Source organism: Staphylococcus sp. CWZ226 (genome assembly GCF_018986355.1).
Classification (GTDB): Bacteria; Bacillota; Bacilli; order Staphylococcales; family Staphylococcaceae; genus Staphylococcus; species Staphylococcus simulans.
Window position 1 is genome coordinate 35,745 of the sequence record NZ_JAHMSB010000001.1, and the last position, 21,362, is coordinate 57,106.

General features: G+C 37.0%; 19 protein-coding genes. 2 read left to right on the top strand and 17 right to left on the bottom strand.

Features of this window, described 5'->3' with window-relative positions; genetic code table 11:
• Nucleotides 1-49 precede the first annotated feature (49 nt).
• Together KRR19_RS00160 and KRR19_RS00165 are read left to right on the top strand one after the other, a co-directional pair.
• Nucleotides 50-2,752, top strand: a complete 2,703-nt coding sequence (locus KRR19_RS00160) for a YfhO family protein (protein ID WP_253901099.1) — start codon at nucleotides 50-52, stop codon at nucleotides 2,750-2,752.
• A 91-nt stretch (nucleotides 2,753-2,843) separates the two neighbouring features.
• Nucleotides 2,844-4,475, top strand: a complete 1,632-nt coding sequence (locus tag KRR19_RS00165) for a hypothetical protein (protein WP_156666889.1) — start codon at nucleotides 2,844-2,846, stop codon at nucleotides 4,473-4,475.
• 56 nt (nucleotides 4,476-4,531) lie between these two features.
• Here the strand turns inward: KRR19_RS00165 and KRR19_RS00170 are convergent, their stop codons facing one another.
• The 17 genes from KRR19_RS00170 to sdaAA all read right to left on the bottom strand — a co-directional run bounded on the left by KRR19_RS00170 (nucleotide 4,532) and on the right by sdaAA (nucleotide 21,343).
• On the bottom strand, nucleotides 4,532-4,846 hold the full coding sequence (locus tag KRR19_RS00170) for a YxeA family protein (RefSeq protein WP_060803498.1): 315 nt from the start codon (nucleotides 4,844-4,846) through the stop codon (nucleotides 4,532-4,534).
• Nucleotides 4,847-5,026: 180 nt separating this feature from the next.
• Nucleotides 5,027-5,377 (bottom strand): 50S ribosomal protein L19, encoded by a 351-nt coding sequence (gene rplS / locus KRR19_RS00175; RefSeq protein WP_002480676.1) that lies wholly within the window; start codon nucleotides 5,375-5,377, stop codon nucleotides 5,027-5,029.
• A gap of 105 nt (nucleotides 5,378-5,482) precedes the next feature.
• Complete coding sequence (trmD, locus tag KRR19_RS00180) at nucleotides 5,483-6,220, bottom strand: tRNA (guanosine(37)-N1)-methyltransferase TrmD (RefSeq protein WP_156666888.1); 738 nt, start codon at nucleotides 6,218-6,220, stop codon at nucleotides 5,483-5,485.
• A complete protein-coding gene (gene rimM / locus KRR19_RS00185; RefSeq protein ID WP_002480674.1) occupies nucleotides 6,217-6,720 on the bottom strand; it encodes a ribosome maturation factor RimM in 504 nt (167 codons plus the stop codon). The genes trmD and rimM overlap by 4 nt, the downstream gene beginning before the upstream one ends.
• Nucleotides 6,721-6,832: 112 nt before the next feature.
• Nucleotides 6,833-7,111, bottom strand: coding sequence for a 30S ribosomal protein S16 (gene rpsP, locus KRR19_RS00190; protein ID WP_002480673.1), 279 nt, complete (start codon nucleotides 7,109-7,111; stop codon nucleotides 6,833-6,835).
• Between the two features lie 161 nt (nucleotides 7,112-7,272).
• Nucleotides 7,273-8,640, bottom strand: coding sequence for a signal recognition particle protein (ffh, locus tag KRR19_RS00195; RefSeq protein WP_002480672.1), 1,368 nt, complete (start codon nucleotides 8,638-8,640; stop codon nucleotides 7,273-7,275).
• A gap of 13 nt (nucleotides 8,641-8,653) precedes the next feature.
• Nucleotides 8,654-8,986 carry a putative DNA-binding protein gene (locus tag KRR19_RS00200; RefSeq protein WP_002480671.1) on the bottom strand — a complete coding sequence of 111 codons (333 nt, stop codon included), beginning with the start codon at nucleotides 8,984-8,986 and terminating at the stop codon, nucleotides 8,654-8,656.
• The gene (gene ftsY, locus KRR19_RS00205) at nucleotides 8,973-10,208 is read right to left on the bottom strand and encodes a signal recognition particle-docking protein FtsY (RefSeq protein ID WP_002480670.1); all 1,236 of its coding nucleotides are present in this window, start codon (nucleotides 10,206-10,208) and stop codon (nucleotides 8,973-8,975) included. The genes KRR19_RS00200 and ftsY overlap by 14 nt, the downstream gene beginning before the upstream one ends.
• A complete protein-coding gene (gene smc, locus KRR19_RS00210; RefSeq protein ID WP_207021284.1) occupies nucleotides 10,205-13,774 on the bottom strand; it encodes a chromosome segregation protein SMC in 3,570 nt (1,189 codons plus the stop codon). Before smc ends, ftsY begins: the two co-directional genes overlap by 4 nt.
• 40 nt (nucleotides 13,775-13,814) lie before the next feature.
• Nucleotides 13,815-14,522 carry a ribonuclease III gene (rnc, locus tag KRR19_RS00215; RefSeq protein ID WP_371106790.1) on the bottom strand — a complete coding sequence of 236 codons (708 nt, stop codon included), beginning with the start codon at nucleotides 14,520-14,522 and terminating at the stop codon, nucleotides 13,815-13,817.
• Nucleotides 14,523-14,681: 159 nt separating this feature from the next.
• A complete protein-coding gene (locus KRR19_RS00220; protein WP_002480667.1) occupies nucleotides 14,682-14,915 on the bottom strand; it encodes an acyl carrier protein in 234 nt (77 codons plus the stop codon).
• Nucleotides 14,916-15,039: 124 nt separating this feature from the next.
• Complete coding sequence (gene fabG, locus KRR19_RS00225; RefSeq protein WP_057511044.1) at nucleotides 15,040-15,777, bottom strand: 3-oxoacyl-[acyl-carrier-protein] reductase; 738 nt, start codon at nucleotides 15,775-15,777, stop codon at nucleotides 15,040-15,042.
• Nucleotides 15,770-16,696: an ACP S-malonyltransferase gene (fabD, locus tag KRR19_RS00230; RefSeq protein WP_002480665.1), complete on the bottom strand. Its 927-nt coding sequence runs from the start codon at nucleotides 16,694-16,696 to the stop codon at nucleotides 15,770-15,772. Before fabD ends, fabG begins: the two co-directional genes overlap by 8 nt.
• Nucleotides 16,689-17,675: a phosphate acyltransferase PlsX gene (gene plsX / locus KRR19_RS00235; RefSeq protein WP_060803494.1), complete on the bottom strand. Its 987-nt coding sequence runs from the start codon at nucleotides 17,673-17,675 to the stop codon at nucleotides 16,689-16,691. Before plsX ends, fabD begins: the two co-directional genes overlap by 8 nt.
• Nucleotides 17,676-17,682: 7 nt before the next feature.
• Nucleotides 17,683-18,240, bottom strand: a complete 558-nt coding sequence (gene fapR / locus KRR19_RS00240) for a transcription factor FapR (protein ID WP_002480663.1) — start codon at nucleotides 18,238-18,240, stop codon at nucleotides 17,683-17,685.
• Nucleotides 18,241-18,417: 177 nt separating this feature from the next.
• On the bottom strand, nucleotides 18,418-20,472 hold the full coding sequence (recG, locus tag KRR19_RS00245) for an ATP-dependent DNA helicase RecG (RefSeq protein WP_207021286.1): 2,055 nt from the start codon (nucleotides 20,470-20,472) through the stop codon (nucleotides 18,418-18,420).
• Nucleotide 20,473: 1 nt separating this feature from the next.
• Nucleotides 20,474-21,343, bottom strand: a complete 870-nt coding sequence (sdaAA, locus tag KRR19_RS00250) for an L-serine ammonia-lyase, iron-sulfur-dependent, subunit alpha (RefSeq protein WP_057511041.1) — start codon at nucleotides 21,341-21,343, stop codon at nucleotides 20,474-20,476.
• Nucleotides 21,344-21,362: the final 19 nt, after the last annotated feature.

The following is a 21,362-nucleotide window of genomic DNA, read 5'->3' on the forward strand; positions in this document are numbered from 1 at the left end:
TATATTACCTAATTCTACATATGCATTTTAATTTCAGGAGAGACAAAAAATGAAATTCACCCTAAAACATAACCTAGTGCGTTTTTTAAAAATTGCTGGTATCGGCACATTAATGATGCTGATTATTTTCTATCCTGCAATCCGCGCTTATACGAAACATCAAATTGTATTCAGTGGTGCAGGCGATGGTTTCAGACAAATGATGCCATTTCAAAAATACTTATATGAACACGTCACACACTTTTCAAGTTTCTACGATATTTCTTTCGGTTTAGGCGGAGATTATATCGCAGATTTAGCTTATTATTATTCAACCTCTCCACTTACCTACTTAAACTTTTTATTTGTGTGGTTAGGCGAACATCTCTTACATATGAATCCAAGCAGTATTGAATTTTGGCCAGGAAACCAATTATTCTTTGCGATTGTCAAAGCTATTTTGACATTTATTGCTGCTTACTATATGATGCGCTATTTTAAATTAAAACGTTATACCGCACTGATCGCTACAATTTTATACACCGCTTCTAATGTCATGATGTATTTCAACTTCACTTGGTCATTTTATGGTGATGTATTGATTTACTTACCGTTGACAATATTAGGTGTAGAAAAGTTATTTAGAGAACGTAAAGCCGCTTTATTGATTATCGGTTTAGGCTTAACGCTGATGTCGAACTTTTATTTCAGTTACTATGAAGCTATTATTATCGGTGCTTATTTAATTTATAGAACTGTCGCAGTTTATAAAGAGGATATCTTAAACCGCATACAGAAGATTTATATTACAGTGGTAACTATACTATTAAGTTTAATGGTCGCTAGTTTTGGATTTTACACAGGTGTCAGCTCATTCTTGCATAATGATCGTAAACAAAATCCATTATTAGAGTATCCATTCTTTGTAGATTTATTGAACACAGATAAACAAACATTTATATCAGGTTTTCATATTTTATTGTCGATTTTAGTTTTGATTGCCCTACTGCAATTTAAACTATACAAACATTATTTCTATCGTTTATTTGCGATTATGACATGGATTTTCTTATTAGGTTCATTTACCAACCCATTTGATAGTTTCTTTAACGGCTTTTCTATCCCGCAACGCAGATGGGTCTATATGCTGGCAATGAGTGCCGCAATATTGGTTGCTTTGATGATTCAATATTTAGCGGAAATGTCTATCATTTCTTTAATTGCCGCAACAATTCCAGCCGTTTTAGTCTTAATCATTTCATCACGTTATGCTGAAGGCGAATGGCATTGGTGGATCAGCACAGTTGTCATCATCACAGTATTGGCATTGATATTAATTATCTATAAAGGTCAGATGAAGCATTGGATGAAGCTTATGTTAATCGCATTGATTTTAGTCCAACAATTCTGGCAGTTAAAAGAATATAAAGAAAATATCTTGTCTGAGTATGAAGCAGAAGTAAAACAAGTCACAAATTATGATTACTTCAGTCATCCGCTAAATAAAAAAATCAAAGCCATTCAAAAAGAAAATCAAGATGATTTAATGCGTATTGATTATATGAGTGTTTATGGTTTAAACTCACCATTCATTTACAACTATAACGGCATCTCGCTTTATTCAAGCATCTTTGATGGTGAAATTCTTAATTATTATGATAATGTGATGCAGATTAATATGCCGATTGATAAAAACAGTACCTATCGTTTATTTAATAACCGAGCTAACTTAATGGCTTTATGGGATGTCACAGACCGCTTCAAAATGGAATCAGATAAAAACATACCATACGGTTTCGAACTAAAAGATAAAATCAAACATGATGATAGAATCTTTGTTCATTCAAAAAATCAAATTGATTATCCAAGTGCACATATTACCAATAAAACATTTAATATGGACCAATTAAAATCACCGTTAGATCGTGAACAAGCCATGTTAGAAGGCGTTGTTTGGGATGATAAAAAAGGTAATTCAACATTAAAAACGAACCCTAACTTACTACAAAAAGCAAAGACAACATTACGCGATGCAAAACAAATAGATCAAAAACATATTCAAGTTCAAAAAAACAATGGTGGTTTAACTATGCAGCTACCTGAATCCGTTGCGAATAAGTATCAAGATATGTATGTAGAAATGGATGTTGAACGTATCGCACCAGCTTCAGAACACTACGTAAAAATCAATGAATATAAACAAAAACGTAATCGCTTAGACTACAAATACCGACGGTTCGTCAACCCTGTGACTATGCGTATTAAAGCTTCACCAGAACTGAAGTTACAACTACCAAAAGGTAAATACCGTCTACAGCTTAAAGGTATTTATGGTGAAGATTACAGTACTTTAAATCGTACTAAAGATACTTTAACACCTGTCAAAGTTACTAAGAATAACCGTAACTTACACATTCAAAAACCAAAATCAGCACAAGGTTATATTGTCTTACCTGCTGCCTATAGAAATGGAATGTATGCGTTAATCGATGGTAAGAAACATGAAGTTAAACAAGGTAATGGCATTATGACAGTAATTCCAACTAAGAAAGGTCAAACAGATATTTATTTAAAATATGAACCGTCATTATTAAAACCATTAATCGTCATCACAGGAATTGGTTTAGTGTTGAGCGTGGTCTGGTGCCGTTATCTACTCAGACGAAACAATAAAACAAACAGTGTGTATCCTTCTATATTTTGGATACGCACTGTTTTTTTAATCCCCAACACTATTTTTACCAATGACTTACGCTTTTTTTACTGTCTGTGATTATGCATATACAGCCTATTATCTTCTTACTTATACTATTTTTATATCTCTACTCCATTAACATTCGCCTAGAAAGGTTTGATAACACAACATGAAAGAACGTAACTACCAAAGCACCAATCACGAATATCTGAGTCACATACTTCCAAAATTTAACACTTCACTTTCTACTAAAGCACTTCAAAGTAACTCTATTTCCTATCAGACATTAATGAATCATTTCGATCACCTTCTAAATGCTTCTGAAAAAGCATTACTTGAGTCTGTTTTAAATTCCACACTTACGATAATCACACTTTCTAGAACAGACTATTATCAACTCACTCATTTGAAAGCGACACACTATATCATCCCTATTGCTAAAGACCGCTACTACCTCTCACCTGAATTTTTAAATGATTATAACCACTATTGTTTAAATGAAAAATATTCCTCCTTACCTTTGCTTGAAGATTGGGTTCATACAAAAATCGAAACTTTAGCTTCAATAGAAGAAAAGCGTAGATTATATGAAACCATGGATTTTGAAACATGTTTAGCTGATCGTTATAGCACAAAAAATTTAGACTTTATATGTGTGATGGCTAATATTAAAAATTATGATAAACTGACTGATTCTGAAAAGTGTACCTTAATCACCAAAAAAGTGATAAGAGATTATGGCTTATTTGAAAAATTAATTCAAATCGTGCCACCTTTACGTATACTTTTTGCGTATATGGTTTATGAGGATAGAAACAGTTTTGTAGGTGCAGAACTCCCTGGTGAAAATATTGCGGTCTTTATTTTGTTTAGCGACATTGAACTCAGTATGATTTATTTACCTTGTGACTTATTTGAACATTTAAAGTGTTATTTTAGTTTACGTGGTCTGCAGCCTGAAGAAATACTTAAACAGTCGATTGAAGATTTTACAGATCAAGCCTTAGATGAAGACCTTCAACAAGCGTTATTAAAAGATTTGTGCCATAATCGATTATCAGTCGGGGAAGCCAAAAAGGTTCTACCAGCTTTGATGCATAATAAAATCCAGGCAAATATTCTTACTGATTTGAACACTGAAACTAAAATCAAATTCTTTGAAGCACTTGTAAACTTATACGGTTTTATCCCTATTAAAATTGTGGTCAAACTTTATAATTCATACTTTGAAGCACATGAAACCAGCGCATCTATAAAAGATAAGATAAGCACAGATTATAAAAGTCACATGGTTGCTATCAGCGATAATTATCTTACACATACGACGTTAAAAGAAGCTTATCAAACCCTAAATGCATTATATGAAACTGTCCCTTACTATTTACCTTCAACACTTATGGCATTGTTTAAAGCCGCTACTTCAGAGGAGTGGATAGAAAATAAGAAATTCGAAGACAGTCTGCTATTTCTAAGAAGTAGCATCAACCTCCAAGGAGAATCCTTTGATATTCCTATATATATGGTTGAGATTGCTATTTTCGAAGATGTCATCCTTCCTAATATCAAAATGGTGCCAAAAGAAGATGACTTGAAGGATGCTGTACAAATGTGGAAAGCACAAGGATTGTATAACAATGTAAAAACGAAACATGTTTTAAAACATGTCAAAATTGTTTATTCTAAAGTGAGACTATGGGCATACAGAGGACATAACCAACGAGAATACAATGAAATCATTCATCAATATCACACACATCAAAAGCCAAGTGCAGATGATTGGAATAGTGACAACTCTATCTAAACTATATAAATAAAAGAATCGCCTTCTCTATTAAAATGGCGATTCTTTTATCGTTCTTATTCTTTTACATCTTTAGGCAATGTATCGAGATAATGGATTTCTTTCACATACTTGCCTTTATGGATAATCACAACATTCTCTTTTTGAGGATCAAAACCATTGAATGTCAGCTTATAAGGCACACGTTCTCCATCTTTTGAATAAGCTTGAACATTTTCATAGTATTGCGTACCTTTTTCAACCTTCGCATATGATTTTTCTGTAGTTAGAAACGGATTAACACGATCTGTGTATTCATTCCTGACAATACTGAATGCGACAACCGCAAAGAATAACAATATCGCAATCGTTACTAAAACCTTCTTTTTCATTTACTTCTACTCCTTCTATGATGATTTTCTTGTTGTACTTGTAAAAATAATGATTTTCGTTTTATAGAATGCTTTCATTATACCTAATTTTTCAGAATTTTCATACGACAATTTACATAAAAAAAGACTGTTCCATGATTAGGAACAGCCTTGTCTACTCGTATGTCTATCTGTCTAAAATTAGCGAATTTCTTTAATTCTAGCAGCTTTACCACGTAAGTTACGTAAGTAGTAAAGTTTAGCACGTCTAACTTTACCGCGACGAGTTACTTCGATTTTTTCAATTTTTGGTGTGTGTAATGGGAATGTACGTTCCACACCTACACCAGATGAAATTTTACGAACTGTGAAAGTTTCTGAAACTCCGCCACCGCGACGTTTGATTACGACACCTTCGAAGACTTGGATACGTTCACGAGTACCTTCGACGATACGTACGTGTACACGTACAGTGTCACCGGCACGGAAGTTTGGTAAGTCTGTGCGTAATTGTGATTTAGTAACTGCTTCGATTAATTTGTGATTACTCATTTTATTATTCTCTCCTTCAAACTATGTTCTTGCCTCGACAACAAAATAGCAGCGGATCATAGTGATTTTTCGTGCTTAGCACACTTAAATAATATTAGCACACTGCTATTTGGTTTTCAATTGGTTTTTGTAGTTTTCAAGTATTTTTTCATCTTCTGATGTTAATGGATACTTTGTTAGTAAATCGGGTCTTTTGACAAATGTTCTAATTAATTTTTGTTCATGTCGCCATGCATCAATGTTTGCGTGATTACCTGATAATAAGACGTCTGGTACTTTCATACCTTCAAATTCTCTTGGACGTGTGTATTGCGGAAACTCTAATAAACCATCAGAGAATGAGTCATCTTGATGTGACTGTTGATTGCCGAGTACACCTGGAATCAAGCGTACAATCGCATCTGTCATGCTCATCGCAGGCAATTCTCCACCTGTTAATACATAATCTCCAATTGAGATTTCATCAGTCACTAAATGTTCTCTGATACGTTCATCATAGCCTTCATAATGACCACAAATAAACACTAAGTGTTCTGCTTGGCTCAACTCTTCTGCCACTGCTTGTGAGAAGGGTTTGCCTTGTGGGCACATTAATATCACACGTGTATTTTCTGTCGTCTCAAGTTCTTTCATCGCATTAAAGACAGGTTCTGGTTTCAATACCATACCTTGACCGCCGCCGAATGGATAATCATCAACTTGATTATGTTTATTAACCGCATAATCTCTGAAATTGACGGTGTTCACTGTTAGAATCTCTTTCTCTTGTGCACGCTTTAAAATAGAATGATTTAATACGCCATCAAACATTTCTGGAAACAGCGTTAAATAATCAATTTTCACTCGTCGAACATTCCTTCCAATGGCGTAATTTGAATACGGCGCCCAGAGACATCTACTTCTTGGACAACATCTGCGATATAGGGAATCAAGTACTCTTTATCACCTTGAACGACCCATACATCATTGGCACCTGTTTCAAAAATTTCTTTCACACGACCAATCGGTGTTTCACCATCAAAAACTGTGCAGCCGATAATGTCGGAATAGTAAAACTCATGTTCATCAAGTTCAATTGCTTCATGATCACGCTCTTGTGTCAGAATATCACCTTTAAAGTGCTCCACATCATTAATGTTGTTGATACCTTCAAATGTCAACATATGGAACCCTTTGTGCATACGATAAGAAGCGACTGTTAACGCAATTTCTTCGCCTTTGTGATTCAATGTCAAAACTTCACCAGGTTGAAAGCGTGTGTCTGTAAAATCTGAGTTAGATTTCACACGTACCTCACCTTTTATCCCATGTGTATTTACAATTTTACCGACTTCTACTTTCATGCACATTGCCTCCAATATTTGGTCTCGTGAAAAAAGCTCCAATACTTAACAATAACCCTAAGACAAGTGTATTGTCTCAGGGTTATGAGATTAAAGCAACTTATAGCTTAAATTACTTAGATTGACGTTGGTCGTCGAATTTTTTCAAAATACCTTCTTTAGATAAGATATTGTGAACTGTATCAGTTGGTTTCGCACCGTTAGCTAACCATTTAAGTGCTAACTCTTCGTCGATTTTAACTGTTTGTGACGCATCTTTAGTAACCGGATCATAAGTTCCGATTTGTTCGATGATACGACCATCACGTGGCGCACGAGCATCTGCTGCTACGATACGGTAGAATGGATTTCTTTTTGAGCCTAAACGTGTTAAACGAATTTTAACTGCCATGTATAATTCTCTCCTTTGGGTCTTTGTTTTCTTTTCTACAAGAAATAATAATAACAGGTATCAGAAAGTTTGTAAAGAGGTTTCTCTTTACCAATTTTATTTTTTATCTCTAATACACAGTAAAAGGTGTTGTAAGTCGCTGCTCACAACACCTTTTTCGATTAGAACGGCAAGTTCATGCCTTTCATCATATTTTCAATTTGACTGCGTTTGCCTTTTTTACCTTTGCCTCCGCCAGTAAATTGTTTCATCATTTTCTTCATGTCATTGAATTGTTTCATCAAACGGTTAACTTCTTGAAGTGAACGACCTGATCCTTTTGCGATACGTTTCTTACGAGATACGTTTAAGATTTCTGGTCTTTCACGTTCAGCTAAAGTCATAGATTGGATAATTGCTTTGATATGATCGATTTGTTTATCGCTCATATTCAACTTATCCATACCTTTCATTTTGCCCATACCCGGAATCATTTTCATGATTTCATCTAATGGTCCAAGATTTTTAACTTGGTCTAATTGTTCTAAGAAATCATCTAATGTAAATGAAGCAGTACGCATTTTCTTCTCTAAATCTTTTGCTTTAGATTCATCTACATCTTGTTGAGCTTTCTCGATTAAACTTAACACATCACCCATACCTAAGATACGTGACGCCATACGTTCAGGGTGGAACAATTCTAAACCGTCAAGTTTCTCACTGACACCAATAAATTTAATCGGTTTTTGCGTAACAGAACGGATAGATAAAGCTGCACCGCCTCGAGTGTCACCATCAAGTTTTGTTAAAGTAACACCTGTTACACCTAATTGATCATCAAATGATTGCGCAACGTTGACTGCATCTTGACCAGTCATCGCATCTACAACCAACATAATTTCATTTGGTTTAGACAATTCTTTAACTTCAGCTAATTCGTTCATCAGTTTTTCATCAATATGCAGACGACCTGCTGTATCGATAATCACAAAGTCTAAATGTTCTTCTTTAGCATGTTTTAATGCATTGTCAACGATTTGTTGCGGTTGGACTTGGTCGCCTTCACTATAGACTGGGATGTCTAATTGTTTACCGACTGTTTGAAGTTGGTCAATCGCTGCTGGACGATAGATATCGGCTGCAACCAACAATGGTTTCTTATTGTATTTTTTACGCATTAATAATGCTAATTTACCTGCAGTTGTCGTTTTACCTGCACCTTGCAGACCAACCATCATCACAACTGTCGGCGGTTTATTTGCCATATTAACCGTCGCATTTTCGCCGCCCATTAATTGTGTTAATTCATCTTTAACGATTTTGATAACCTGTTGGCCAGGTGTTAAAGATTGCATGACATCTGAACCTAAAGCACGTTCAGAGACAGTTTTGATAAATGATTTTACCACTTTGAAGTTAACATCGGCTTCAAGCAATGCAAGACGCACTTCACGCATCATTGCTTTAATATCCGCTTCAGTCACTTTCCCTTTTCCTCGGATCTTCTGCATGGTCGCTTGTAAACGATCGGATAATCCTTCAAATGCCATCCAAGTGACCTCCTTATTCTAATTCTTCTAGTTTCTCAATATATTGTTTCAAGGCATCCGGATCTTCAATAGATGCTTTCATTTGAGTATAAATTTCACGACGTTGTTCAAATTTTGAATAAAGCGCTAATTTCGCTTCATAATCTTCTACTAAATCACCAGTTCTTCTTATGTTATCATATACTGCTTGGCGACTCACATCAAAAGTATCTGCGATTTCGCTCAAAGAGTAATCTTCAAGATAAAATAATTCCAAATAATTACGTTGTTTTTTCGTCAATAAAGATTGATAAAAATCAAACAAGTAATTCATACGCAATGTTTTAACTAAATCATTTTTGCTCATCAGGTGTGTCACCGTCGTTTTCTGTTGTTTCTGCTGCTTCTTCTTGATGTTCTTCAACTGTTTGTTCAATCATGTCCGCAAATAAGCCATAAACATAGCTTTCAGGATCGAATGGTTGTAAGTCATCTAATTGTTCACCTAAACCGACATATTTAACTGGAATATGCAGTTCATTACGGATGGCTAATACAATACCACCTTTAGCAGTACCGTCAAGTTTTGTTAATACAATACCTGTGACATTCGTTACATCTTTGAAGTTACGTGCTTGTGATAATGCGTTTTGTCCTGTTGTCGCATCAAGGCAAAGCAATACTTCATGTGGCGCATCTGGAACCGCACGTCCGATGACACGTTTCATTTTTTCTAACTCATTCATCAAGTTCGCTTTGTTTTGTAAACGTCCTGCAGTATCACAGATTAAAATATCGACACCTTGGTGTTTAGCCGCATTAATCGCATCATACATCACAGCTGCTGGGTCTGAACCTTCGCTTTGGCTGATAACATCTACTCCGACACGTTCGCCCCATACTTTTAATTGGTTGATTGCACCGGCTCTGAATGTATCACCTGCCGCAAGCATCACTTTCTTGCCTTCTGCTTTATAACGGTGTGCCAATTTACCGATAGTAGTCGTTTTACCTACACCATTGACACCGACCATTAAGATGACATTCAAACGGCCATCTTCTAAGTTCATCACTTCAGAATTATCGTCTTCTTGTTGATAAATCTCTACAATTTTTTCAACAATAACTTCTTTTAAGTCTTCTGTTTCTTTAATGTTACGTCGTTGTGCTTCTGTACGTAGTTCATCAACTAATTCCATCACTGTGTTGAAACCTACGTCAGCAGTAATCAACATTTCTTCTAAGGCTTCGAAGAAATCTTCATCCACAGTACGATAACGTGCAATCAAGTTATTTAATTGCTCTTGGAAGTTTTCACGTGATTTCTCTAAACCTTGTCTGAATTTCGCACCTAATTTTTGAGATTCAATTTCTTCAAATTCTTCAATAGAAATTAAACCGTCATCAAAATCGAAATCATCTTTCGGTTCTTCTTTAGGTTTTGCTTCAGGTAACGTTGATTTTTCTTCTTTTTCAGCTGGTTTCTTGTCTTCTTCTGACGATTCCGTTTGGTCCAAGTCTTGAAGCTCTTTTTCTTCTTCCGTTGGTTTGCCCGCAAACTTATCTTTTAGTCGTTTAAAAAAGCTCATTTTTCTTCCTCCTTCAACACTTCATCTATCGTATTTAAATTCACACTTACCAGTTTAGATACACCAGATTCTTGCATCGTAATACCATATAGTCTATCAGCCGCTTCCATTGTTCCTTTACGGTGTGTAATCACAATAAACTGTGTCTTCTCAGATAATTGTCTTAAGTAATTCGCATAACGAATCACATTCGCCTCATCTAATGCTGCTTCTACTTCATCTAGTATAACAAATGGTGCTGAGCGTACTTTCAATAACGCAAATAATAAAGCAATTGCACTTAATGCACGCTCTCCACCACTAAGTAATGACAAATGCTGCAGCTTCTTACCTGGTGGTTGTACGATAATTTCAACACCTGCAGTTAAATAGTCATCATCTGTTAATTTCAATTCAGCTTGACCGCCGCCGAATAATGATTTAAACACTTCTGAGAAATGTCCTTGAACCGCATGGAATGTTGTTTTGAATCGATCCATTACCGCTTGGTCCATTTCACGAATGATTTGTTCTAATGTCGCTTTCGCTTCTCTTAAATCAGTACGTTGTTCATCTAAGAAAGTAAAGCGTTCATACACTTCTTCAAACTGTTCAATCGCATTAAGGTTAACTGGACCTAATTCTTCAATCGACATTTTAGTCAATTTCACTTTCTGTCTTAAAGCGTCAATCGGTTCATCTTGTTCATAGAGGTCTTTTGCCGCTTCAAACGTTAAATGATAATCATCATTTAAGTAATCCATACTATGTGAAATCAACACATCTAATTTGGATTGCTCTGCTTTGATATCTTGATAGCTGTTTTCAATTGATAGGATATCGCGATGTGTTTCTTGAAGTTTGTCATCAAATTCTTCTATTGAAGCGTTCGTTTCTTGACGTTTACCTTTTAATACGTCTAAGCGTTCATTTAAATCTGCTTTTTCTTGTTGTTTGATTTCAATATCTTTTTGAATCGTTTCAAAAGCTTTTTGTCCTGTCACTTCATCAGAATTAAACAGCTCAATATCTTCTGCTAATTTTTCTTGTTGAAGTTGATTTTGTTTGATTTGATTATCAATACGTTCAAGTTGTTGACGTTGTGTTTTACTACGTTCTTTCAACACAGCTAAATCTGATTGTTTTTGATGCAATTGTTGCTGTAATTGCGCAGTACTTTCTTTACCTTCTTTAGATAATTGCGTCAAACTTTCGATTTGTTGTTCTAAATCAGCTAACTTTTTCGCAAGTTGTTCTTTTTGTTGTTGTTTCGCTTCTAAAGTTTCACGGCTCTTTTCACTTTGATAGCCATCATTTTTCTCAAATTCAAACTCTTCATGTTCACTCTTAATATGTGCTTCACTTTTCTTCAAACGGTCTAATTCTAGTTCGATATTATGTACCGCTTGTTTAGCTTCGTTATATTGCTGACTGATTTTTAAATATGTTTCACTCAATTGATTCGCTTCATCTTTGACTGCTTGAACTTCTATTTCAAATTGAGTTGTCTGCTGTTCAAATTGTTTCAACTGTTCACGCAACTGCGTCAATTCATCACGTTGTGCTAAAATGCTTTTCGTCTGACGTTGACCGCCACCAGTCATAGAGCCGCCTGGATTCACGATATCGCCTTCTAGTGTCACAATACGTGTACGATAACGAATCGCTTGTGCTAATTCATTTGCGTGTTTTAAATCATCGACAATAATGGTATTGCCGATCAAATTATAAATAATCGCACTATAGGTGTTATCTACACCGATTAAATCCGCAGCCACCCCGACAAAACCTGTTGCTTGTTGGGCAGTGTTCATAATATCTGTTTGTAAACGTCTTGGTTGAATAACATTTAACGGTAGGAATGTTGCTCTGCCTAAACGGTTTTGTTTTAAATAAGCAATCGCTTGGCGTCCATCTTTTTCAGTATCCACAATAATATGCTGCATAGAAGCGCCTAATGCTGTTTCAATGGCTGTAGTTAATTCTGAGGGTACATCTATCACTTCTGCTACTGCGCCATGGATACCGTTCAATGGATTGTTTTTCGCTTTCAAGACATGTTTTACACCATTGAAGAAATACGTATAGTCTTCTTCACGACTGGTTAAACTTTCTATTTTAGCTTTCAATTTATCTGTATAACGATACGCTTGGTATAACTTTTCTTCGTATTCGTTTTGTTTATTTTTCGTTTCAGTCAGTTGTGCTTCATTGTCTTTTTGTTGTTGCTCTAAGGAAGCTAATTGTTGTTGTTTTTCTTTTTGTTGTGCTGTGATTTGATTAATTTCAGACTGAATTGATTTTAATTGGTTGAACGCATCTAATAAACGACTATCTAAACGATTTTGTTTGGCTTCGTTTTCTTCGATAGTGCGTTGGAGGAAGCGAATATCGTTATTAACCTCTGATTGTTCAGACATTAAATCATAATAACTGTTTTTAATCTCTTCTAGTTGCTCTTCATGATCTGCATCTGATACATATAATTGGTCTTCAAGCTTTTTCACTTCTGCAGCTAAACTTTGTTGTTTTTCAGTCAGCGTTTGTTTATCTGCTTTAGCTTGTTGTTGATCTTCAATCAATTGCGCATGTTGTGCTTGCAATGCTTCTTGTTCTTCTTCATAACGCGCATTCGTTTGTGATTGGTTACGCTTACGTTCTTCTAATACATTCAGCTGACCTGATAATTTTTCTGCTGCTTCTGTTGCTTGGACTAACTGATAATTCAAGCGTTCAATTTCATCGTTTTGTTGATTTAATTCCGCTTTATAATTCGCTAGCGTGCGAGAATAGCGATTTTGGTCTGCTTCTTTTTGCGCTTGTTGGCTCTTTAAGATATTTAAGCGTTCATCTGCTTTACTGATAGCTTCGTTATACTCATTAATATCATGAACCGTCACCAATACATCGCTTTTCTTCATTTCTTTAGATAAATGTTGGTACTCTTTCGCAATCGCAGCTTCTTCTCTTAAAGGTTCTACACGACCTTCTAAATCATACAAAATATCTTCAACACGATTTAAGTTTTCTTCTGTTTGATCTAACTTTTGAACAGATGCTGCTTTACGCTTTTTATACTTTAATACACCTGCAGATTCTTCAATAATTTGACGTCTGTCAGCGGGTTTCGCATTCAAAATTTCATCTACACGGCCTTGTGAGATAATGCTGAATGCTTCTTTACCTAGTCCTGAATCTAAAAAAAGATCTGTGATATCTCTTAAACGGGCACGTTCGTTATTTAAATAATACGCACTCTCGCCGCTGCGGTACAGCCTGCGTGTAACGATGATTTCGTCTTCTTCAATGTTTAATTGATGTGCATGATTATCTAATTTTAATCGAACTTCCGCATAGTTTTGCGCTTTGCGATGTTCTGCGCCGGAAAAGATAATATCTTCCATTTTCGAACCGCGTAAAGATTTCGCAGATTGTTCACCTAAGACCCATTTGATGGCATCTGTTACGTTACTTTTACCGCTGCCGTTCGGACCTACAATTGCGGTCACACCTTGGTCAAAGTGGACTTCAGTTTGCTGCGCAAACGATTTGAATCCGACTGCATTGATTGATTTTAAATAAACCATACTTCACTCGATCTCCCTATCACTGTTAGACACAGCTTGTTCATTGTTTCTGATTCATCACTTTATAAGCCTTCTCTGCGGCTTTTTGTTCTGATTCTTTCTTCGTTCTGCCTTGGCCTTCTGCCACCGCTTCACCTTCTAATAATACTTCTGAGGTAAAGAGACGGTGATGTGCTGGACCTTCTTCATGAATTAAACGATATGTGACACTGCCTTTATTCAAGCGATGAATATATTCTTGGAATTGTGTTTTAAAGTCAATGACACCCATTAGCGCATCATCTTCAACGTATGGGAAGATAACTTCTTGCGCAAATTGCCATACCACATCTAATCCTTGATCTAAGTATAAAGCGCCTACAAAAGCTTCAAAGGCATCTGATACGAGCGACGGACGTGTGCGTCCACCAGTTTTTTCTTCGCCTTTGCCAAGTAGGATTAATTCATTTAATTTGATTTTATTCGCAAATATTACAAGTGAGGGTTCACAAACGATGGTCGCGCGCATTTTTGTCAGATTCCCTTCAGGCAATCCTGGATATTTGTCATATAAATACCGTGAAACCGTCAATTCTAATACCGCATCTCCTAAGAACTCTAAGCGCTCATTATGCGCAAGTCGGTCCATATTAAAATCGTTGATAAAACTAGAATGTGAAAATGCTTGTTGATAAAGAGGTAAATGGTCATACGTGAGATGTAACATCTCCATTTTTTGTGCAAACTTTTGATTAAAAGCCTGCAGCATAGCGTCTTTCTTATGCTTGGTCAAAAGATGACCTCCTTTTAATTTTACAGAATACAACATCGCGCTATATGCGCTTATGTGTCTCATTTTACGTGAATTTAATGCAAAACAAAAGAAAAATCTGAGTCGCTGATTAAGACGACTCAGATAATATTGTTATTATTTTTCAAGGTTGTTGATGAAGTTTACTGCGTCACCAACTGTATTGATTTTTTCAGCTTCTTCATCTGGAATTTCAGTACCGAACTCGTCTTCTAATTCCATAACTAATTCTGCGATATCAAGTGAGTCAGCGCCTAAATCATCTTTGAAAGATGCATCTTCAGTTACTTTGTCAGCATCTACACCTAAACGGTCAACGATGATATCTTTAACTTTATCGAAGTTTTCCACGTCGATTCACCTCCTTTAAAAAGCCTATACGACTCTATTATTTTCCCATTTTATCATCAAGAATACAAGTAGGATTACCCCACAAAATAGTGTAATCCCACTACTTCTCGTGAATTAATGGTTATTATTCCATAAACATACCACCATTAACATGGATAGTTTGGCCAGTAATGTATTTTGCTTTGTCAGAAGCTAAGAAAGCTACTGTGTTCGCAATGTCTGTATCTTCACCGAAACGGCCTAATGGAATTTGTGATTTCATTTGATCTTTAAGGTCGTCATTCAATGCATCTGTCATATCAGAAACGATAAAGCCTGGTGCTACTGCGTTAACTGTAATGTTACGTGACGCAAGTTCACGTGCTGCAGTTTTTGTTAAACCGATAACCCCTGCTTTAGTCGCAACGTAGTTTGCTTGACCAGGGTTGCCGACTGCGCCCACCACACTAGATAAGTTGATGATTGCACCGCTTCTTTGTTTCATCATTTGACGTGTTGCTTTTTGAATACAATTGAACACACCTTTTAAGTTTGTGTTGATCACGTCATCCCATTCTTGTTCTTTCATACGCATTAATAAGTTATCACGTGTAATACCTGCGTTGTTGACTAATACGTCTAAAGAACCGAATTGTTTTACGACTTCTTGAATCATGTCTTTAACTTCATCAGGATTTGCGACATCTGCTTGAATCGCAAAGGCTTCAACACCTTTATCCTTGATTTCTGCGACAACTGCTTCTGCTTTGTCTTTATTGCCTGCATAGTTGACTGCGACATTATAACCTTCTTCAGCTAACTGTAACGCAATACTGCGCCCAATACCTCTTGAAGCTCCTGTTACTAATGCACTTTTACTCATGTTCATTCCATCCTTTAACATCTTCGAGTGTTTGAATCGAAGTTAATTTAACGTCTCTGTTGATTTTCTTGATTAAGCCCGATAAAACTTTGCCAGGTCCGATTTCAATAAAGTGATCGACACCTTGTTCAATTAAATACTCTGTTGATTGAATGAATTGAACTGGTGAATACAATTGTTTGACCATGTTTTGTTTAATCACTTCTGCGTCAGTTTCAGCTTGCGCATGATAGTTTTGAACAACCGGAATTTCAGCATCGTGCCATTCGAATTGATTGATGTAATCTTCGAAGTCTTTTTCAATGACTTGCATCATAGATGAGTGGAAAGGTCCTGACACTTTTAATGGTAAGACACGTTTCGCACCTAAGCTTTTACCTTCTTTTACAATACGATCAATCGCTGTTTTATGGCCTGAAACTACAACTTGACCTGGTGAGTTGATGTTCGCCGGTTCAATAATAGAACCTTCTTCTGATAAATCTTCACAGATTTTTGCGACATCATCATAATCTAAACCAAGTACCGCTGCCATGCTGCCGACACCGCTTGGGAAAGCTTGTGCCATCAATTCGCCTCTTTTACGGACGATTTTAACCGCATCTTCGAATGCTAAGACTTTTGCTGCGACTAAACTTGAATACTCACCCAAGCTGTGTCCCATTGTATAGTCCGCATCAACATCACCTAATGCGTTTAATAACGCAATACTATGTGTTAACAATGCCGGTTGTGTGTTTTCAGTTTCGCCTAGTTTACCTTCTTCATCTGTAAACATAGTTTCTAATAAATCAAAGCCTGCCGCATCTTGTGCAGCATCTAAAATTTCAGTAGCTTTTGTATCTTGTTGATACAAATCTTGCGCCATACCTACTTTTTGTGCACCTTGTCCTGGAAAAATAATTGCTGTTTTACCCATTTTGTTCACCTACCGTCTCTTTCATTACTTCAACAATATGTTGTTCTCCTGCAATTTTCGCTTGGCGAATCGCAGAATAAAAAGCTCTCGCATTAGAACTGCCATGTGCTTTAACCACAATACCATCTAAGCCAAGTAATACAGATCCGCCATATTCAGCGTAATCCATTTTTTTACTCATGTTGCTTAAGTCTTTTTTCAAGACTAAGGCAGCTAATTTATTTTTAAAGCTTGCCATTAATGTAGACTTTAACATTTTACCGATTGATTTCGCAGTGCCTTCTAAATTCTTTAAGACCATATTGCCTGTAAAGCCATCAGTGACCACGACATCAGCCGCATCTTCCATTAAAGTTTTCGCTTCAACATTTCCTGAGAAATAGAATGATGGATCAGCTTTCATTAAATCATACGTCGCTTTCGTTAAACTGTTACCTTTTTTCGCTTCAGTTCCGATGTTTAATAATGCAACTTTCGGTGCACCGATACCACGGATTTTCTCAGCGTAAATATTGCCGAGTTGCGCATACTGTAATAAATGTTCTGGTTTCGCATCCGCATTCGCACCGACATCTAAGAATACAAAGCCTTTACCTGAAACTGTCGGTAAAGTTACAACTAATGCTGGACGTGCGACACCTTTAATACGGCCGACAATAAATAAACCTGCTGACATCAAAGCACCGGTATTACCAGCTGAGACACAACCAGAAGCTTCACCATCTTTAACTGCTTGTGCAGCTCTGACCATTGAACTGTCTTTCTTACGTTTAATGGCACGAACCGGCTCATCTTCCATTTCGATTTCTTCAGTCGTATGACGGAAATCCAAACGGTCATGTTTTAGTGTGCACTGTGCTTCATCTCCGAATAAAATTATATGTAAATCTGGGAAGTCATTCAACGCTTGCTCTACCGCTTCTAACACGATACCCGGTGCGTCATCTCCGCCCATCATATCAATGGCTAATGTCACCATTTCGTGATCACTCCTCGTTATAATAATACATTTTAAATGTACCTTTAAAAACACATTTATCTTTCACATAAGACGAAACCGCAACAGTAATATATTTCGAACCGAAATCAACCACTTGCGCAAAGGCATGGACTGTATCATGCAGTTTCACTTGTTTTAAAAACGTCACTTGGCTTTCTCTTGTCAGCACCATACTCTTTTGGATTAAAGCAACGCATAATGAATTCGCTTGCGCAAAAAGAATATGTCCACGTGCAATGTCATTACGTGTAAAGACTGAATCTTCCGTAATATAAATTAAAGATTCTGCAGTCACATCTGGTTCTACCCGGATTAAATCTCCGATAATCTCATTTCCTTCTATTGCACGAATATGCTTATAGTTATGCTCAGCAACGGTTTTAATACGTTTACGTAATTCTGGAATCTTCAAAAACGTTCTATCTAATCTGATGGTTTGGATACTGACAGAAAATAAATCACTGAGTTCATTATCAGTCATAAAGGGGTTTTCCTGCAGTCGTTGTTTGATAGCTTCACGTCGTTCTTGTTTCTTCAACTTCATCGCTTTACCCCCTAATTAGTACCAAGTCTTAAGGCTACCTACATATCATATCATTTTCTCTTAAATTTGCTCAACAAAAAACACAACAGCCTAATTAAGTATAGTGTATCGAAATTAGTCTGTTGTGTCATGTATTGTTAAATCAAAAGGATTTGTCTTTATTTAAAGCGTTCATTTTTAATCAAAACTTGTATGCAAGAGATTTTGTTCTACAAAGTTGCGCAAAATCGCATATTGGTCTGTAAAGAAGACACCTGATTGAATAAGTTCTGCCGCTTCATCTCTTGCGACTTCTAACATACGATAATCTTCGACTATGTTTGCGACTAAGAAATCAGGCAGACCACTTTGTTTTACACCGAAGAAATCACCAGGTCCACGCATTTCTAAATCACGCTCACTCAGTTCAAATCCATCTGTCGTTTGCGTCATAATGGTCATACGCTCAATCCCTGTTTCTGTTTTAGGAGAGGCAATCAGCACACAATAACTTTGATGGTCGCTACGACCGACACGACCTCTTAACTGATGGAGTGTAGATAAACCGAAACGATCAGCATCATAAATAATCATAAATGTCGCATTCGGTACGTTTACACCCACTTCAACCACTGTAGTTGAAACTAAAATATCAATGTCATGTTGGTTAAAGCGCTGCATTACATCATCTTTTTCATCTGCAGGCATTTTACCATGGAGTAAGCCGACGCGACCGACACCATAATGTTGTTCGAGTGATTCATATAACTCTACGACGTTTTGTACATCTTCTAAGTGTTCCGAACTCTCAATGAGCGGACTGATCACATAAGCTTGTCTGCCTTTATTTAACTCTGCTGTCATTTGGTTTAGTACTGATTCATAGGCTTCATGTTTTGCCCACATCGTTTTAATTGGTTTACGACCTTTAGGCAATTGTTTAATCGATGACACATCCATTTCACCGAAAACAGAAATGGCTAACGTTCTTGGAATCGGTGTCGCAGTCATAAAGAGCACATTCGTCATAGCCCCTTTTTCACGTAATGCTTGGCGTTGATTAACACCAAAGCGATGTTGTTCATCGGTAATCACTAGTCCTACATTTTGGAAAGAGACATCATCTTGAATCAAGGCATGTGTACCGATTAGACAATCAATTGTGCCGTTTTCAAGTTGCTCTAGTAAGAGTTTTCGCTTCTTACCTTTAACTGAACCTGTCAGTAACGCAACATTCATGCGGTCGCCAAATAGCTCCGTTAAACTTTCCGCATGTTGTTCCGCTAAGATTTCAGTCGGTACCATTAAGGCAGATTGATAACCTGCTGTCTTTAAGGCATACATACATAAAGCGGCTACGACTGTTTTACCAGAACCTACGTCACCTTGAAGGAGGCGGTGCATGCGAAGCGGTGCTTTCAAGTCTCTAAAGATTTCATTCACTGCAGTTTTTTGCGCATCCGTTAATTCAAACGGTAAACTGTCAATAAAATCTTTGACTTGTGCTAAATCATAATCAATTTCAATCGCTTCATCACTCGATTTCTCTAAACGATTCAACCACTGCATCCGCAATTCAAATAAAAACAACTCAGTAAAAGCATATGTTCTGCGCGCTTTTAATATCGCCGTTTTATTATCTGCGTAATGCAACGTTCTAATCGTTGACGCTAACGATTCTAGTTTATATTTTTGACGTAAATCTTCAGATAGCCATTCGTTGATCTCAATATCATCTAACACTTTACGAATGATATCTCGAAGCATCTTTTGTTTAATGCCTTCTTTAATGCGATAGACGGGTTCTAATTGTTCGCCGTCTTGTGCTTGTTCTGGCTGATTCGTCGTAAAGAGACGCATGCCATTGATTTCTTGTTTCGCACGATTCCATTTACCTTTAATTGTCACATGGTCATGCAAGTTGATTTTCTTTTTTAAATACGGTTGGTTAAAAAACACAGCTTTAACCGCTATATTGTTGACCATTAAATGGACAGTAACTTTAGAACGGTTTCTGCCAAAAAAAGCGACAGTGGGCGTTGTGTAAACTTCGCCGACCACTGTCACAGTTGATTGATCTTCTGCTTGGTTTAAATCTACCACACTATTATCTTCATAGCGTACAGGTAAATAAAGCACTAAATCTTCTACGTTATAAATATTTAATTCATTTAACACCGCTATACGTTTTGGACCTAAACCTTTGATTTGGTCTAACGTATACGGCTGATCAATGAGGTTTACTTTAGACATGTTAATCACCAAATATTTGTTGTTTTAAGCGTTGGCCGGTTGGTGTTCCAGCGAGGCCGCCACGTCCTGTTTCACGCAGTGCAGAAGGCATCGTCTGCCCGATACGATACATTGCTTCTATCACTTCATCTGTCGGAATACGCGACGTCACGCCCGCAAGTGCCATATCCGCTGACACAAGCGCATTCGAAGCACCTGCCGCATTTCTCTTTACGCAAGGCACTTCAACTAATCCCGCTACCGGGTCACATACTAAACCTAGCATATTCTTCATACAAATTGCAAAAGCTTCAGCTGATTGCTGCGGTGTACCACCAGCCATTTCAACCGTTGCGGCTGCAGCCATCGCAGCGGCAGAACCGACTTCTGCCTGACAGCCGCCTGATGCACCAGAAATGGATGCGTTATTCGCAACCACAAAGCCGAATGCACCTGCTGTCAACAAGAAGTTCAACATATCACGTTGCGTAGGATTAAAACGATGCTTAATCGCAAATAATACACCCGGCACAACCCCTGCAGAACCCGCAGTCGGTGTTGCACAAATTTTTCCCATTGCCGCGTTCACTTCATTGGTCGCCACTGCTTTACTCACCGCATCTAATAAAATCGGACCTGATAAAGCTTGTCCGCTTTCTAAATATCTTTTAATCAGTACTGCATCGCCACCCGTTAAACCCGTTGTAGAAGTCACCCCGTTTAACCCTTCTTCTAAGGCATTTTCCATCGTTTTAAAATGATGCGACATCCCCGCATATACTTCCTCAGCCGTCGCACCCGTCACATCCATTTCTTGCTCTAACATAATTTCATGAATCGCTTTGTCTTCAGTTTCACATCTCTTTACTAATTCTTCTACTGTTTGAAACATCTTATATCCCCCTCTCTTT

Excerpts from the sequence above, each read along its gene's own strand:
- sdaAA (WP_057511041.1), bottom strand. The coding sequence starts at position 21,343 with ATGTTTCAAACAGTAGAAGAATTAGTAAAGAGATGTGAAACTGAAGAC.
- fabD (WP_002480665.1), bottom strand. The coding sequence starts at position 16,696 with ATGGGTAAAACAGCAATTATTTTTCCAGGACAAGGTGCACAAAAAGTA.
- ftsY (WP_002480670.1), bottom strand. The coding sequence starts at position 10,208 with ATGAGCTTTTTTAAACGACTAAAAGATAAGTTTGCGGGCAAACCAACG.
- rnc (WP_371106790.1), bottom strand. The coding sequence starts at position 14,522 with ATGCTGCAGGCTTTTAATCAAAAGTTTGCACAAAAAATGGAGATGTTA.
- rplS (WP_002480676.1), bottom strand. The coding sequence starts at position 5,377 with ATGAGTAATCACAAATTAATCGAAGCAGTTACTAAATCACAATTACGC.
- rpsP (WP_002480673.1), bottom strand. The coding sequence starts at position 7,111 with ATGGCAGTTAAAATTCGTTTAACACGTTTAGGCTCAAAAAGAAATCCA.
- fabG (WP_057511044.1), bottom strand. The coding sequence starts at position 15,777 with ATGAGTAAAAGTGCATTAGTAACAGGAGCTTCAAGAGGTATTGGGCGC.
- recG (WP_207021286.1), bottom strand. The coding sequence starts at position 20,472 with ATGTCTAAAGTAAACCTCATTGATCAGCCGTATACGTTAGACCAAATC.
- fapR (WP_002480663.1), bottom strand. The coding sequence starts at position 18,240 with ATGAAGTTGAAGAAACAAGAACGACGTGAAGCTATCAAACAACGACTG.
- smc (WP_207021284.1), bottom strand. The coding sequence starts at position 13,774 with ATGGTTTATTTAAAATCAATCAATGCAGTCGGATTCAAATCGTTTGCG.
- KRR19_RS00200 (WP_002480671.1), bottom strand. The coding sequence starts at position 8,986 with ATGAGCAAAAATGATTTAGTTAAAACATTGCGTATGAATTACTTGTTT.
- KRR19_RS00165 (WP_156666889.1), top strand. The coding sequence starts at position 2,844 with ATGAAAGAACGTAACTACCAAAGCACCAATCACGAATATCTGAGTCAC.
- KRR19_RS00160 (WP_253901099.1), top strand. The coding sequence starts at position 50 with ATGAAATTCACCCTAAAACATAACCTAGTGCGTTTTTTAAAAATTGCT.
- rimM (WP_002480674.1), bottom strand. The coding sequence starts at position 6,720 with ATGAAAGTAGAAGTCGGTAAAATTGTAAATACACATGGGATAAAAGGT.
- ffh (WP_002480672.1), bottom strand. The coding sequence starts at position 8,640 with ATGGCATTTGAAGGATTATCCGATCGTTTACAAGCGACCATGCAGAAG.
- plsX (WP_060803494.1), bottom strand. The coding sequence starts at position 17,675 with ATGGTGACATTAGCCATTGATATGATGGGCGGAGATGACGCACCGGGT.
- KRR19_RS00170 (WP_060803498.1), bottom strand. The coding sequence starts at position 4,846 with ATGAAAAAGAAGGTTTTAGTAACGATTGCGATATTGTTATTCTTTGCG.